This window comes from Massilia sp. HP4 (genome assembly GCF_005222695.1).
Taxonomy (GTDB): Bacteria; Pseudomonadota; Gammaproteobacteria; order Burkholderiales; family Burkholderiaceae_D; genus Telluria.
This window is the reverse complement of sequence record NZ_STGG01000010.1, coordinates 159,269-172,365: the sequence shown is the minus strand read 5'-3', so window position 1 is coordinate 172,365 and position 13,097 is coordinate 159,269. Positions and strand designations below refer to the sequence as shown.

Annotated in this window: 15 protein-coding genes; 10 read left to right on the top strand and 5 right to left on the bottom strand. The window is 69.0% G+C overall.

The window, feature by feature from the left end; genetic code table 11:
* Window positions 1-87 precede the first annotated feature (87 nt).
* Window positions 88-723, top strand: coding sequence for a nucleoside diphosphate kinase regulator (rnk, locus tag E8M83_RS26200; protein WP_229491408.1), 636 nt, complete (start codon window positions 88-90; stop codon window positions 721-723).
* A gap of 3 nt (window positions 724-726) precedes the next feature.
* Here rnk and E8M83_RS03470 read toward each other — a convergent pair whose 3' ends face one another.
* Entirely contained in the window at window positions 727-1,335 is a 609-nt protein-coding gene (locus E8M83_RS03470) for a response regulator transcription factor (protein ID WP_137171992.1), read from the bottom strand.
* Window positions 1,325-2,917 (bottom strand): ATP-binding protein, encoded by a 1,593-nt coding sequence (locus E8M83_RS03465; RefSeq protein ID WP_170976676.1) that lies wholly within the window; start codon window positions 2,915-2,917, stop codon window positions 1,325-1,327. Before E8M83_RS03465 ends, E8M83_RS03470 begins: the two co-directional genes overlap by 11 nt.
* Window positions 2,918-3,117: 200 nt before the next feature.
* Between E8M83_RS03465 and E8M83_RS03460 the strand changes: the two genes are divergently transcribed.
* Window positions 3,118-3,978 carry a DUF342 domain-containing protein gene (locus tag E8M83_RS03460; protein ID WP_137171990.1) on the top strand — a complete coding sequence of 287 codons (861 nt, stop codon included), beginning with the start codon at window positions 3,118-3,120 and terminating at the stop codon, window positions 3,976-3,978.
* A complete protein-coding gene (locus E8M83_RS03455; RefSeq protein ID WP_229491407.1) occupies window positions 3,975-4,616 on the top strand; it encodes an N-acetyltransferase in 642 nt (213 codons plus the stop codon). Before E8M83_RS03460 ends, E8M83_RS03455 begins: the two co-directional genes overlap by 4 nt.
* 19 nt (window positions 4,617-4,635) lie before the next feature.
* Here the strand turns inward: E8M83_RS03455 and E8M83_RS03450 are convergent, their stop codons facing one another.
* Window positions 4,636-4,818, bottom strand: coding sequence for a response regulator transcription factor (locus tag E8M83_RS03450; protein ID WP_137171989.1), 183 nt, complete (start codon window positions 4,816-4,818; stop codon window positions 4,636-4,638).
* Here E8M83_RS03450 and E8M83_RS03445 point away from each other — a divergent pair.
* Window positions 4,805-4,978: a helix-turn-helix domain-containing protein gene (locus E8M83_RS03445; RefSeq protein ID WP_170976675.1), complete on the top strand. Its 174-nt coding sequence runs from the start codon at window positions 4,805-4,807 to the stop codon at window positions 4,976-4,978. The two genes, E8M83_RS03450 and E8M83_RS03445, sit on opposite strands and share 14 nt — an antisense overlap.
* A 2-nt stretch (window positions 4,979-4,980) precedes the next feature.
* Window positions 4,981-6,285 carry a winged helix-turn-helix domain-containing protein gene (locus E8M83_RS03440; RefSeq protein WP_170976674.1) on the top strand — a complete coding sequence of 435 codons (1,305 nt, stop codon included), beginning with the start codon at window positions 4,981-4,983 and terminating at the stop codon, window positions 6,283-6,285.
* Here E8M83_RS03440 and E8M83_RS03435 read toward each other — a convergent pair.
* Window positions 6,275-7,210, bottom strand: a complete 936-nt coding sequence (locus tag E8M83_RS03435; RefSeq protein ID WP_137171986.1) for a class I SAM-dependent methyltransferase — start codon at window positions 7,208-7,210, stop codon at window positions 6,275-6,277. The genes E8M83_RS03440 and E8M83_RS03435 overlap by 11 nt on opposite strands.
* A gap of 134 nt (window positions 7,211-7,344) precedes the next feature.
* Here E8M83_RS03435 and E8M83_RS03430 point away from each other — a divergent pair, with 134 nt between their 5' ends.
* From E8M83_RS03430 to E8M83_RS03410, 5 genes are all read left to right on the top strand, one after another.
* Window positions 7,345-7,527, top strand: coding sequence for a hypothetical protein (locus E8M83_RS03430; protein WP_137171985.1), 183 nt, complete (start codon window positions 7,345-7,347; stop codon window positions 7,525-7,527).
* A gap of 26 nt (window positions 7,528-7,553) precedes the next feature.
* Entirely contained in the window at window positions 7,554-8,435 is an 882-nt protein-coding gene (locus E8M83_RS03425; protein WP_137171984.1) for a neutral zinc metallopeptidase, read from the top strand.
* A 177-nt stretch (window positions 8,436-8,612) separates the two neighbouring features.
* Window positions 8,613-9,797 carry a zinc-dependent alcohol dehydrogenase gene (locus E8M83_RS03420; RefSeq protein WP_137171983.1) on the top strand — a complete coding sequence of 395 codons (1,185 nt, stop codon included), beginning with the start codon at window positions 8,613-8,615 and terminating at the stop codon, window positions 9,795-9,797.
* Between the two features lie 26 nt (window positions 9,798-9,823).
* On the top strand, window positions 9,824-10,426 hold the full coding sequence (locus tag E8M83_RS03415) for a hypothetical protein (RefSeq protein WP_137171982.1): 603 nt from the start codon (window positions 9,824-9,826) through the stop codon (window positions 10,424-10,426).
* Window positions 10,427-10,570: 144 nt separating this feature from the next.
* Window positions 10,571-12,409: a M4 family metallopeptidase gene (locus E8M83_RS03410; protein WP_137171981.1), complete on the top strand. Its 1,839-nt coding sequence runs from the start codon at window positions 10,571-10,573 to the stop codon at window positions 12,407-12,409.
* Here the strand turns inward: E8M83_RS03410 and E8M83_RS03405 are convergent.
* Window positions 12,378-13,073 carry a M23 family metallopeptidase gene (locus E8M83_RS03405; RefSeq protein WP_137171980.1) on the bottom strand — a complete coding sequence of 232 codons (696 nt, stop codon included), beginning with the start codon at window positions 13,071-13,073 and terminating at the stop codon, window positions 12,378-12,380. The genes E8M83_RS03410 and E8M83_RS03405 overlap by 32 nt on opposite strands.
* Window positions 13,074-13,097 lie beyond the last annotated feature (24 nt).

Sequence of the window (13,097 nt, the reverse complement as noted above, 5' to 3'; positions counted from 1 at the left end):
GATGCCCGCCGAGCAACCTGATGCGCACCGGTGCCGCGCCAGCGGGCGCGGCGCCGCCTTTCCAGGTATCTCAAACAGGAGGCAAGAATGGTCGATCGAACCAGGTTTTATCGCGATGGCGGGCAGGTCCATGACCCGGCACGCCAGGCCCGGGCGCGGCTCGCCGACCGGGGCAAGCGGCGGCTGGGCAAGCTGGCCCCGATACGTAGCGCCCGCTGGCGGCGCTGCGTGCTCGGCGCAATGCTGTCGGGCGTGGCGGTGCTGGCGGCAGCGCAGTTCGCGCTGGGCCGCCAGACGGCGGCGCCGGCGTCCGTTCATACACTACAGACCAGGAACACAATGACGAAAGAACTTCCCCGCATCTACGTATCGAACATCGACTTCGCGCGCATCACGGCCTGCCTCGACGCACTGTCGGCCGTGGATGCCGAGCGCCTGCAAAGGCTTGCCGATGAGCTGGACCGGGCCGACGTGCGCACCCCCGGCGACATGCCGTCCGGCGTCGTCGTCATGGGTTCGAGCGTCAGGTTCGCGATCGAGCCGGCGAACCAGGACCTGACACTGACGCTGGTCTATCCTGACGAGGTCGAAGGCCAGCCGGGACGGATTTCCGTGTTCGCCCCGGTCGGCAGCGCCTTGCTCGGCCTGTCCGTCGGCGCGCGCATCGAGTGGCCGCGCCCGGATGGCGCCACGCAGGTGATCACGATCAAGGAAGTCGGCTGAGGCCTACTGCGGGTGGTTCTGCAAATACTGGCGCACCAGATCGGCGACCGAGCCGGCATCGAGCTTGTCCATCACGCGCGCCTTGTGTACTTCGACGGTCCTCACGCTGATCGCCAGCAGTTCCGCGATCTCGCGGTTGTGGCGGCCGTCGACCACCAGCGCCATCACCTCGCGCTCGCGTGGCGTGAGGCTGGCCTCGCGCCGTGCATAGTCGTGCGACGCATGCACGCGCGTATCGCTGCGCTGGCGCGCCAGCGCCTCTTCGACCGCTTGCACCAGTTGCGCCTCTTGCAGGGGCTTTTCCAGGAAATCCACCGCCTGCGAGCGGAACGCCTCGCGTGCCGAGCCGACGTCGCCGTGCCCGGTGATGATCAGCACCGGCAGCCGGCTGCCCAGTTCCACCAGCTTCTTTTGCAGGGCCAATCCGTCCATGCCGGGCATGCGGATGTCCAGCAGCAGGCAGCCGCGCAGTTCCTCGTTCCAGGCGGCCAGGAAGGTCGCGGCGTCGGCGAAGAAGGCGGTGCGGTAGCCGTGCAGGCTCAGGAGAAGGCCGAGCGCGTCGCGCACGGCCGCATCGTCGTCGACGATGAAGACGGTTTGTTCACTGTGCATGGCCTGGTCCTTCGTCCGCGCCGTCATGAAAGGGCAGGGTGATCCTGAGTATCGCATGGCGGCCCGGTTCGACCGCCAGCGTGCCGCCGTGGGTCTCGACGATGGCGCGGCTGATGGCCAGGCCCAGTCCCAGGCCGCTCGACTTGAGCGAGATGAACGGTTCGAACAGGCGGGCCCGGATCTTGTCGTCGATGCCGGGGCCATTGTCGGCGATCCGGATCCATACCGTGGCGCCATCGACCCCGGCCCGTACCGCGATGCGGCGCTCGGCGCCTGCCGGCATCTGGGCCAGCGCCTGGATCGCGTTCGACAGCAGGTTGCGCAGCACGATCTCGAGCTGGATGCGGTCGCCCAGCACCTCGGCCGGTGGGGCAGGGGCGACATCGAGGGCGATGCCCTGGGCGCTGGCCTGGGCCGCGAACGGCGTCACGGCGCCGTGGATGAGTTCAGCCAGCGACAGCGGTTCCAGCGCCGTGGTCCCGGTGCGGAAGAAATCGCGCAGGCGCTTGAGCACGTCGGACGCGCGCTGCGATTCGGCCACCATCGACCTGATCGTGGACTGCAGCAGTGCTTCGTTGCCGCCGCGCGCCATCAGCCGCTCGCAGGCGCTGCCATACATCGACAGCGCCGTGAGCGGCTGGTTCAGTTCATGCGCGACCGCCCCCGCCATCTCGCCGGCCGCGGCCAGGCGCAGCGAGTGGCGCAGGTCGTGGCTGGCGCGGCGCGCGACGTCGACCGCGATCCCGATCAGGAAGCCGGACAGGGTCAGCGTCAGCACCAGCATCTGCACGTTCGGCATCTGCGCCGGGTAGGCGATCGGGCGCAGGGCGGCGATGGTCACGCCCGCCTCGAGCACGATGGCGGCCGTGACCGCGCCGGCCATGCCGTGGCGTGCGGCCGACCAGGCCAGGGGCAGGAACAGCAGGTAGTAGATCAGCGACTCGGGCGCCGGCCGCTGCAGCCCGAGCGCCAGCACCAGTGCGATCAGCGCGACATAAGCCAGCGTTTCCCAGCTGGCGATGCGGCCCACGACGTCGGCGCGCAGCCCGGCGTCGAGCAGGTAGTGCAGGGCAGGCACGATCACCAGCATGCCCGCCGTCTCGGCGATCGTGTAGCGCGTCACCAGCTGGAACCATGCGCGGCCGGCGAAGGCATCGGCGCCCAGCAGCATCAGCGCATAGGCACTGGCGCTGAGCAGGCTGCCGAGGGTGACGAGGCCGGCCCACGCCAGCAGGCCGCGATGGCTCGCAAAGAAGGCGTGGCCCGCCAGGTGGCGCCGCATGACGGCGCCCACCGCCAGGTACATCGGCACCGGCAGCAGGCCGACCGCGAGCGACAGCAGGGGCCGGGCCGGCAGGGCCGGGGTGATGGCGGCGGCGACCAGCACGGCGGCGACCAGCAACGGCACGCCCTTGTAGCCGGCGGCCAGCACCAGGTAGAGGGCCAGGCCGGCGGCTGGATGCCACACCGGCGCCATGGCCTGGTAGCGCGCCTCGGGGCCACTGAGCATGTCGAGGACGATGTAGGCGATGGCAAAAGCGCCGCCGAGCCAGGCAGCCCGTGCGGCACGCAAGTCGATCATGGTGTGCTTTCCCGGCGTAGGGGCCGTCGGCAGGATGAAAGAGCGCCATCCTGCACCGTTTGCCGCGCCTGGTCCATAAGAGAAACCCTTAGGGGCGGCCCTGATGTGTGCGCCCATGCCGCTCATTATACTGCCGCCGCCCGCTCGCTGGCCGGTAGCCGGCCCGGGGGCACAAGCCCATTCTTCCACTCGTTTTTGCCATGGACCTGAACAAGAAATTCATCAAGACCAAGCGACCCTGCGCCGACGGCTTTCGCTGGTTTCTCAAGCACCATCAGGCGGGCGCCGATTACCAGCCGCTGCTCGATGCGCTGGTGCGGGCCGGGCGCATCGGCGACGCCTGCTGGTTGCTGGAGCAGTTCGGGCCAAGCGATGCGGTGCTCGAGGTCGACGCGGTCGATGCCGAAGCTATCGTGTTCGCCGGCTCGCTGCGGGTACGCGACGGCATCGAGATCGACACCGTGCTGGTGGCCGGCGGCAGCATCCGCGCCGGCGGCGGCATCCGCAGCGGACAGAAGCTGTCGAGCGGCGGCGAGATACGCGCCGGCGGCGCGATCCGCTGCGGCGCCGACCTGACGGCGGGCGGCGACGTTGGCGCGCAATGGAATATCGCGGTCGCCGGGGCGCTGCGCGTGGCCGGCAATGTGCGCGCCGGCTGGGACATCGCAGGCGGCGCGGCGGGCGTCATCGACGGCAACTGCATCGCCGGGCATGGCGTCGCGTTCGGCGCCGACGCGCGCTGCGGCCACGGCCTGCGCGCTGGCCAGGACATCGCGGGCGAGGCGGCGATCCGCGCCGGCCACGGCATCGAGGCTGGGGGCGACATCGCCTGCCGCGACCACCTGGAGGCGCAATGGGGCATCCGCGCCGGCGGCGACATGCGCGCCGCCGGCGCGATCCGGGCCGGCGAAAGCCTGCAGGCGCGGCGCATCGAGGCCGGCGAAGGCTATGGCGTGTATGCCGGCCTGGCGGTGCGCCAGGACAGCTGGGCAGCGTGCGCCCAGGTGCGCGCGTTCGAACGCCCCGCGCGGCTGTTCAGCGGGCACTGGGAGCAGCCGTGAACGCGCTGGCCTGGCCCAGCGTCCTGGCCCCGGCCGCACGGCCGCTCGCGCTGCGCATCGATGTCGACCATTGCGACGACGGCATCGAGCGTGACCTGGACACCCTCTACCAGCGCATGGCGCGCCCCGGCGACAGCCTGTACGGGATGGCGGCGGCGGGCATCGTTGTTCCCGGCTTTGCGTTCCGCTATCGGGTGGCCGACGGCGAGCACTATGTCTATGCGATCGACGCCGTGCGCGGCCGCATGGCCGGCTACACGGTATTCAACCGGCTGGTCGAGGTCGACCGGCGCACCGACCGCCATGCGCGCGCGCCGCATTCGAAGTTCGGAAGAGCCTACCGGCGCGCCGGCATCGCGACCGCCATCTATCGCTGGTGGCTCGATGGCGGCAACTGCCTGCTCAGCGGCGCGCGCCAGTCGCCCGGCGCGCACGCGCTGTGGAAGTCGCTGGCGCGCCGCTATTGCCTGGTGCATGCGAACCTGGATCGGCGCAAGCTGAGCCTGGTGCCGCCCGGACGGTTGGCAGGCAGTCTCGACGACCTTGGCACCCGCATGCTGCTGCTCGGCGCCGGCTGGGATCTCGAACGCTGGTGCGCGCAGACCGGCATGCCGGGGCTTGGCGCGGTATCGACCTAGCGCTGGCAGGCCTGCGCCCTCAGTCCAGCATCCCGCGCCGCAGCGCGATCACCACCGCATGCGTGCGGTCGCTGGCCTGGAGCTTCTGCAGCACATTGCTCATATAGCCTTTGACTGTTTCTTCGGCGATGCCCAGCTCGCGCGCCACCTCGCGGTTGCCGCTGATGCAGGGCGTGTGGCCGGACACCGTGGTCGAAGACATCAACCTGCGGGCCCAGGTCGGGAACCTGCGCCGGCTGCTGGGCGGCGGCGCCGATTGCCCGCACCTGGTCAACCTGGCCGGCCAGGGCTATTGCCTGACTGCGCCCGTGCGCCGGCTGGCGAGCGCGCCGGCGGCGGACGACACCGTCGGGAGCGCTTGAGCATGGCCGCCGTGCTGGCGTTCGGGCCGTTCCGGCTGCACCGCCACGCCCGACTGCTGCGGCGCGGGCCGGCCGCGGTGCCGCTGGGCGGCCGCGCGATCGACCTGCTGTGCGCCCTGGCCGCGCGCCCGGGCGAGGTGCTCAGCCACGCCGAGCTGGAACAGGCGGTGTGGCCGGGCTGCCTGGTCGACGACAGTTGCCTGCGCGTGCACGTGCGCGCCCTGCGCCGCGCGCTGGACGACGCGGCCGGCGCGGCGCGCTACATTGCCAATGTGCCGGGGCGCGGCTACAGTTTCGTCGCGCCGGTGGTCGCGTTGCCCGCGGATGCAGTGCCGATGCCCGCGCCGGACGCCGTCCCGCAGGCCTTGCCGCCGCTGGCCTGGCGCTTGCTGGGCCGCGACGACGACCTGCGCCTGCTGCGCGCGCCGCGGCGGCGCTTGCGCACCATCGTCGGGCCGGGTGGCGTCGGCAAGACCGCATTGGCGCTGGCCCTGGCCCACGAGCGCCAAGCGGATCATCCGGGCGGCGCCTGCTTCGTCGACCTCGGGTGCTGCACCGACCCGGGCCTGGCCCAAGGCGCGCTGGCGGCAAGGCTGGGCGCTCGGGCGCCGCGCCGCATGCTGCTGGTGCTCGACAACTGCGAGCACGTGATCGCGACCGCGGCCAGGACGATCGAGGCGCTGCTGCGCGCGGACGACCGTGTCGACGCGATCGCCACCAGCCGCGAATCCTTGTGCGCGCACGGCGAGTGGGTGCACCGCCTGGCGCCGCTCACCTGTCCGCCCGACGATCCGGCGCTGGGTGTTGAAGAGGCGCTGGCGTATCCGGCGCTGCGCCTGCTGGTCGAGCGCGCCGGGCTGGCGCCGTGCGCGCGGCAGTTGCCGCTGGCGGCGCCGCTGTGCCGCCGCATGGAGGGCTTGCCGCTGGCGCTGGACTTCGCTGCGACGCACGTGCGCGCGCTCGGCCTGCACGGCGCCGTGGCGCTGTTTGGCGACGGCGAACGCCTGCTCGACAGCGGCTGGCGCACCGCGCTGGCCCGCCAGCGCAGCCTGCGCGCGTCGTTCGACTGGAGCGTGCGCCTGTTGACGCCGGGCGAGCGCCAGGTGCTGCGCTCTTGCGCGCGCCTTGACGGTGTGTTCGGCCTGGACGAGGCGATCGAGGCCGCGGCGGGCGCCGTCGACGCGGTGCACGCCGCCCGCTGCTTGCAGGCGCTGGTGGCGAAGTCGCTGATCGATGCCGCGCCGGGCGGCGTCGCGCCGCACATGCGCATCGGCGGCCTGGCCAGGACGTATCTGCTCAGCGCTTGACCGCGTGCAGCCATACGGCCGCGATCCGCTCCACATCCTCGTAGCCCGGCTCGCCCAGCTGGCCGCCGAAGATGTCCGGATCGAGTTCTTCATACGTCCAGGTGTCGCACTGCGCCGCCAGGGTCGGGCGCAGGCTTTCCAGGAAGTGGTCGTGCTGGCCGCACAGGGCCACGCCGGTATACAGCATCAGGCTGCCGCCGCGGCGCAGGCGCCCGAGACCCTGTTCGACGATGCGGCGCGACAGTTCGGCGCCGCGTTCGCCGCCGCCGTGGCGGTAGCGGCGCGCATCCGGATCGACCACGAAGGGCGGGTTCGAGACCACCAGGTCGAAGTCGCCCTGCAAGCCGTCGAACAGGTCGCTCTGGCATAGCGCGACGTTATGCGCCTGGGCCAGCCGGCCGTTGACCATCGCCAGCTCCAGGGCCTTCGGATTGATGTCGGCGCCGATCACCTCGGCGTGTGGAAACTTGCGGGCGATGGTGAGCGCGCCGGCGCCGCCGCCGCAGCCGATGTCCACCGCACGCTCGGGACCGGCGCCGACGAAGGCGAAGCCGCGCCGCATGGCGTGCACGAAGCGGTAGGTGTCGGGGCCGAAGAACACGGCGTCGTCGTCGCGCGTCGGCCAGGCCGAATGGAACAGCAGCAACTCGTCCAGGGTCGATACCCGGACCGTGGAGCGCAGGCCGTCGTCGTTCTCGGCCAGCACGCCGCCCTCGCGCATCAGGTCGACCACGCTGGCCGGCAGCAGGCCGGGGTCGAACGGCCGGCTCCAGCCGAACACGCCGCGCAGGTCGTGCGCGCGTTCGTTGCCGGCGCGGTTGTTGATGCGGCGGTGGGTCGACGGCGTGACCGTCATGAAGCGGTAGCCGGCCTGGTGCAGGGCAGTGCCGAGGGCGAGCAGGGCGTTGGCGTTGGATGGGTTCATGGCGCCAGCGTGGCACGCGCGCCACGGCTTCTCTGTGCGCACGCGCACGCAGGATGTGTTCGTGCGCGCGCCGGATTTAGTGCATTATTGCAGTCAACCGGGATACACCGGAAAACACGGCAGAGAGAGAAATCATGACGAGCCTGGAACTTGACGACATCCCGCGCGGTCGCATGGCGCGCGAGATCGCACGCGAACGCCGCGAGCGCGCGCTGCACGACGAACTGCGCGCGCGCTTCGGCACGCTGGACGACTTGCGCGGCAAGGATGCGCGCGAGCGCGCCGACACCTGTAATTTGAAACGGGGCGGCCGCTAGCGCGGCGCTCCAGGCAAGGAGAAACGATGCGTTGGGAAGGCGACCGTGAAAGCGACAATGTAGAAGACCGGCGCGGGGCCGGCGGGGGCGGGGGCGGGGGCTTCGGTTTCGGCGGCCGCTCGATCGGCATCGGCACCATCGTCGTCGCCCTGGTCGCCTCGTATTTCCTGGGCGTGTCGCCTGCGACCATCCTCGGCCTGTTGTCGGGCGGCGCGCCGCCGCAGCAGCAGGCCCAGGTCGAGCAACAACCGGGCGAGCGCGCCGACGACCGCGAGAGCCGCTTCGTGCGCACCACCCTGGCATATACCGAAGACGCCTGGGCCCAGCTGTTCAGCGAGCAGGGCGCGCAGTACACGCCGGCCAGGCTGGTGCTGTTCGAAGGTCGTACCAACACCGCCTGCGGCGTCGGCCAGAGCGCGACCGGGCCGTTTTATTGCCCCGCCGATAGCAAGGTCTATATCGACCTGGGTTTCTTCCGCACCATGCAGCAGCGCTTCAATGTCGAAGGCGAGTTCGCCCAGGCCTATGTGATCGCCCACGAGGTCGGCCACCACGTGCAAAACCTGCTGGGCATCTCCAACAAGGTGCATGCGGCCCAGCAAAGCGCTTCCGAGACCCAGGGTAATGCGCTGTCGGTGCGCCTGGAGCTGCAAGCCGACTGCTTCGCCGGCGTGTGGGCCAAGCGCACCAACCAGCGTGCCAAAATCCTGGAACAGGGCGATGTGGAAACTGCCCTCAACGCCGCCAGCGCCATCGGCGACGATGCGCTGCAAAAACAGTCGCGCGGCGTGGTCGTCCCCGACTCGTTCACGCACGGCAGCTCGGCCCAGCGGGTGCGCTGGTTCCAGCGCGGACTCGAGCATGGCGAGGTCGCGGCTTGCAATACATTTGATGCCCGTCAGCTATAAATGGCATTGATTAATTGCCTGTTGTACACAAACACCTGATTTTATTCGATCAAGTCGGCTGAAATCGGCGTTCGTTTCCGTGCGCCTATCGCAATTTGTGACGTTTTGACATAAGTTTGTGTCACATCAGCTCGTCCTCGCACGAGCCGTCCCCAACCGAATTGTGAAGGAGTACTCATGCTGGCAATGAATTACCGCGGGCCATACCGGGTCCGCGCCGATCACAAGCCTGACCCCGTCATCGAGCATCCCGGCGACGCCATCGTGCGCGTTACCCGCGCCTGCATCTGCGGTTCAGACCTGCACCTGTACCACGGCCTGGTGCCCGACACCCGGGTCGGCCATACCTTCGGCCACGAATTCATCGGCGTGGTCGAAGAGGTCGGCGCCAGCGTGCAGAAGCTGAAGGTCGGCGACAAGGTGCTGGTACCGTTCAATGTATTCTGCGGCTCCTGCTTCTTTTGCCAACACGAGCTGTACGGTAATTGCCACAACACCAATGCACAAGCGACGGCGGTGGGCGCCATCTACGGTTACTCGCACACGGCGGGCGGCTACGATGGCGGCCAGGCCGAATACGTGCGGGTGCCGATGGCCGACGTCGGCCCGATGGTGATCCCGGACGATATCCACGACGACGACGCGGTCCTCTTGACCGACGCGCTGCCGACCGGCTACCAGGCCGCCGAGATGGGCGATATCCAGGAAGGCGACACGGTGGTCGTGTTCGGCGCGGGCCCGGTCGGCATCTTCGCCGCCAAGTCGGCCTGGCTGATGGGGGCGGGGCGGGTGATCGTGGTCGACCATGTGGAATACCGCCTCGAATTCGTCAAGCGCTACGCCCAGTGCGAAGTCGTGAACTTCAAGGAAGTGCAGGACATGGCGCTGCACATCAAGAAGATGACCGACTGGATGGGCGCCGACGTCTGCATCGACGCGGTCGGCTGCGAAGCGGCCGGCAATACCATGCAGACCATTACTGGCGTGTACACGATGATGCAGGCCGGCGCGGCCACGGTGCTGCACTGGTGCATCAACTCGGTGCGCAAGGGCGGCAATGTGTCGATCGTCGGCGTGTATGGCCCGACCTTCAACGCGGTCCCGATCGGCAATGCGCTGAACAAGGGCTTGACCCTGCGCATGAACCAGGCCAGCGTGCGGCGCCACTTGCCGCGCCTGATCGAGCACATCCGCGCGGGCCGGATCGACCCGAAGCAGATCATCACCCACCGCATCCCGCTCGAAGAAGTATCGGATGCCTATCACATCTTCTCGAGCAAGCTGGATGAGTGCATCAAGCCGATCCTGATCCCGCCGCGCGCCAACGAGGTCAAGGCGGTCAAGGCCAGCGTCCAGCAGTGAACACCAGATCGAGCACAGGAGAAAACATGGAAACACGCAACGATATCGTCACGGCGAACGACCAGCACGACGGCCACCACGCGCCGGGCGAACATGACGGCGACGGCCACGTGGGCCACGTGCACGGCGCCATCGCCCCGCGCCGCCCGACCCGCGACCAGCTGCAGCACATCCAGGGCTGGGGCGCCGACCTCGACCGCAAGAATCGTCCCGGCGTGCCGATGGAGCGCACCCCGCCGCGCTTCATCAACGTGCCCGACGGCGACCCGGAGCCGCAACAACAGCACGTCGAGGTGCTGGTCTCGACCGAGCGTCCCGGCCGCACGCCCTTGTTCGGCACCGTCCAGCCGCCATCGGGCCTGTCGGGCGCGATCCGGCGCCTGGCCTTCAAGCGTACCGAAAACGACCTGCGCCACTGGCTGCTGTTGCTGCTGGCCGACCGGGTCAATGTGGTCGAAGGCATCGGTGACGACCTGGCCAAGGGCAGGGTGCCGAATATCCTGGCCGAGATGGGCATCAAGTCCGAGCTCAAGCACAACCCGGCCGGGCTGGTCAAGAAGGTCGCGATCGGCGCGGCCGTGGTCGGCGCCGCCTGCTACCTGATGAAACGGCGCGACCGCTACCGTTGATCCCAAGCTGTTGATTCGCCTCCATGACCGTGTTGCCAACATTGGCAACGCGGTCATTGTTCTTGAGCAAACCCGTCTTAACAAGCTCGTCCATCATGGTCGATGACCGGCGCCCCCCGGCCCGGCATACCGGATGGAGACGAGATGATCCCGCAAACGCTCAAGGCAGCCGTGCTGGCGGCTGCCGTCCTGTTCGCGCCCCTGGCCCTGCTTGCCGCACCTGGCGCCCAGGCGGCGCCGATGATGGGTACGCCGCTCAAGCTGGACGGCAAGGCCCAGGCCCAGGTCGTGAACCAGCTGGCGGCGCGCCGCACGGCGGTGGGCCTGGACGCCGACCACGGCTACAAGGTGGTGGCCCAGCACCCGGGCGTGCAGGGCACCCACGTGGTGCGCGCCGCCCACCTGTACAAGGGTTTGAGGATCTTCGGCTCCGAATCCGTGGTGGTGCTCGACGCGCGGCGCCAGATCGTCTCCGAAAGTGCTTCCAGGCGCCGCTTGCACCTGGGCCGCGGCACGGCCAACCGCATGCAGGGCGCCACCGGCGGCTTCAACGTCAAATCGGCCATCAGCCGCCGCGCCGCCATCAACGCCGCGCTGCGCGACATGCCGGAAGGCGTGGTCAACGTGACCGGGCCGACCGCCGAACTCCTGATCTATCCATTGACACGCGACGAACGCGCGCCTGGCGCCGAGGGCAAGCTCGAATCCGAGCTGAACGCGGTCGACCTGGTCGAAACGGTGGACCGCTACGAGCTGGCCTGGCTGGTGCGCCTGCGTATGCAGACGCAGCTGCCAGACCGGCAGCCGCTGTACTACGACGTGGTGGTCAATGCCCGCGACGGCGAGATCATCGACCGCTGGAATATGCTGCAGACGGTGGAGGGCGTCGGCAAGAGCCAGTACAACGGCGAGGTCCCGCTCAGCACCACCTTCGCCAACAACACCTACCAGATGCTCGACCCCGAGCGCGGCAAGGGGGGCGCGTTCGGCGCCATGGCGATCACCAATGCCAACCACGGCACGGCGAGCGGCCGGGTGTACACCAGCACGGTCAACACCTGGGGCGACGGCAAGCAATTCGTCGAGGGCGGCAGCACCACGGGACCGAATGGCCAGACCGCTGCCGTCAACGCCATGTGGGGCCTGAAGAATACCTACGATATGCACAAGAACGTGCTGGGCTGGCTGGCACTGGACGGCCAGGACACCGCCACCCATATCGCGGTCCACGTCAACCGCGGCTACGACAACGCGTATTACAGCGATACCTGCCGCTGCATGTTCATCGGCGACGGCACGCACTTCACCAACCTGGCCGCGATCGACGTGGTCGGCCACGAGATGGGCCACGGCATCACGGCGGCGACCTCGAACCTGGTGTACTCGGGCGAGCCGGGCGGCCTGAACGAATCGAGCTCGGACATCGCGGGCGAGGTGGTCGAAGCCTATGCGCGCGGCGGCGGCAAGGGAGACGTGATCCCCGAGAGCGGCAACGACTGGATGCTGGGCAGCGAGATCAGCCGCACCGGCACGCCGCTGCGCTGGATGATCAAGCCTAGCCGCGACGGCAACAGCATTGATGCCTGGAGCACCGGCCTGCGCCGGCTGGACGTCCATTACAGCAGCGGCCCGAATAACCGCATGTTCTACTTCCTGGCGAAAGGGTCGAGTGCGGAGAATGGCAACGATGCCTGGAGCCGCTACCTGGTGAAGCAGCCGCTGGCGATGACGGGCATCGGCATCGACAAGGCCTTCCGCATCTGGTTCCGCGCCAATACGACCAAGTTCACGTCGAGCACCAATTATGCCGATGCACGCGCCAAGATGATCGAGGCCGCCACCGAGCTGTATGGCGCCGGCGCACGCGAAGCGATCGCGGTGCAGCGGGCCTATGCCGCGATCAATGTGGGCGCGGATGTCGACGAGCCGGTGACGCCGTCGCCAGCCGAGACTACTGGTCGCTCATTAGTGGAAACGGATTGAGCGGCGTGCCTTTCCACCACTGCTTCTCCGGCGTCAGCGCGACCACGGCGAAGTGCAGGTGCGGCGCGGTCGGATCGGCATTGCCGGTCGCGCCGACGTAGCCCACGATGTCGCCGCGCTTGACGTCCATGCCTTCTTTGATGTTGTCGGCATAGCGGTCGAGGTGGGCGTAGTAATAGGCGTATTGCTCGCTCGGATCGAACTGGTAGACCGTCAGGCCGCCGGGTTTGCTCTGGAACAGCTTGACCACCTTGCCGTCGGCCACCGCCAGCACCGGCGTGCCGGTCGGCGCCATGATGTCGAGCGCCTCGTGCTGGCGCTGCTCGCCGCGCGGTTGGTAAAAGGTGTCGGTCAGTTCGGCCGACTTGATGCCCTGGACCGGCACCAGCAGCTTGCCCGGGACGGTGGCCGGTGCGGAAGGCGCGGCGCCCTCCGCGAGCTCGGGACGCAGCGGCAGCTCGAGCTCCGCCAGGTTCGGCTCGACCACCGGGGCGGGCGGCAACTGGCCCTCGATCTGCGCCGCGGGCACGCCGCTCGGACTGGAGCCGGGCGGCGCGGTGGCGACGGCTTCCGGCGCTGGCGCCGTCGACCGGTCGCTCAGCAACACGAACAGCACACCGGCGCCCAACAGCGCGCCAACGATCAAGGTCATCAGCCATTTCATGGTGTCCTCCGTCCGGCGCCTCCC

What these genes read in the sequence shown, in the direction of transcription:
- E8M83_RS03465 (WP_170976676.1), bottom strand. Translation starts at nt 2,917, where the DNA reads ATGATCGACTTGCGTGCCGCACGGGCTGCCTGGCTCGGCGGCGCTTTT.
- E8M83_RS03410 (WP_137171981.1), top strand. Translation starts at nt 10,571, where the DNA reads ATGATCCCGCAAACGCTCAAGGCAGCCGTGCTGGCGGCTGCCGTCCTG.
- E8M83_RS03435 (WP_137171986.1), bottom strand. Translation starts at nt 7,210, where the DNA reads ATGAACCCATCCAACGCCAACGCCCTGCTCGCCCTCGGCACTGCCCTG.
- E8M83_RS03430 (WP_137171985.1), top strand. Translation starts at nt 7,345, where the DNA reads ATGACGAGCCTGGAACTTGACGACATCCCGCGCGGTCGCATGGCGCGC.
- E8M83_RS03415 (WP_137171982.1), top strand. Translation starts at nt 9,824, where the DNA reads ATGGAAACACGCAACGATATCGTCACGGCGAACGACCAGCACGACGGC.
- E8M83_RS03425 (WP_137171984.1), top strand. Translation starts at nt 7,554, where the DNA reads ATGCGTTGGGAAGGCGACCGTGAAAGCGACAATGTAGAAGACCGGCGC.
- E8M83_RS03420 (WP_137171983.1), top strand. Translation starts at nt 8,613, where the DNA reads ATGCTGGCAATGAATTACCGCGGGCCATACCGGGTCCGCGCCGATCAC.
- E8M83_RS03460 (WP_137171990.1), top strand. Translation starts at nt 3,118, where the DNA reads ATGGACCTGAACAAGAAATTCATCAAGACCAAGCGACCCTGCGCCGAC.
- E8M83_RS03470 (WP_137171992.1), bottom strand. Translation starts at nt 1,335, where the DNA reads ATGCACAGTGAACAAACCGTCTTCATCGTCGACGACGATGCGGCCGTG.
- E8M83_RS03440 (WP_170976674.1), top strand. Translation starts at nt 4,981, where the DNA reads ATGGCCGCCGTGCTGGCGTTCGGGCCGTTCCGGCTGCACCGCCACGCC.
- E8M83_RS03405 (WP_137171980.1), bottom strand. Translation starts at nt 13,073, where the DNA reads ATGAAATGGCTGATGACCTTGATCGTTGGCGCGCTGTTGGGCGCCGGT.
- rnk (WP_229491408.1), top strand. Translation starts at nt 88, where the DNA reads ATGGTCGATCGAACCAGGTTTTATCGCGATGGCGGGCAGGTCCATGAC.
- E8M83_RS03450 (WP_137171989.1), bottom strand. Translation starts at nt 4,818, where the DNA reads ATGTCTTCGACCACGGTGTCCGGCCACACGCCCTGCATCAGCGGCAAC.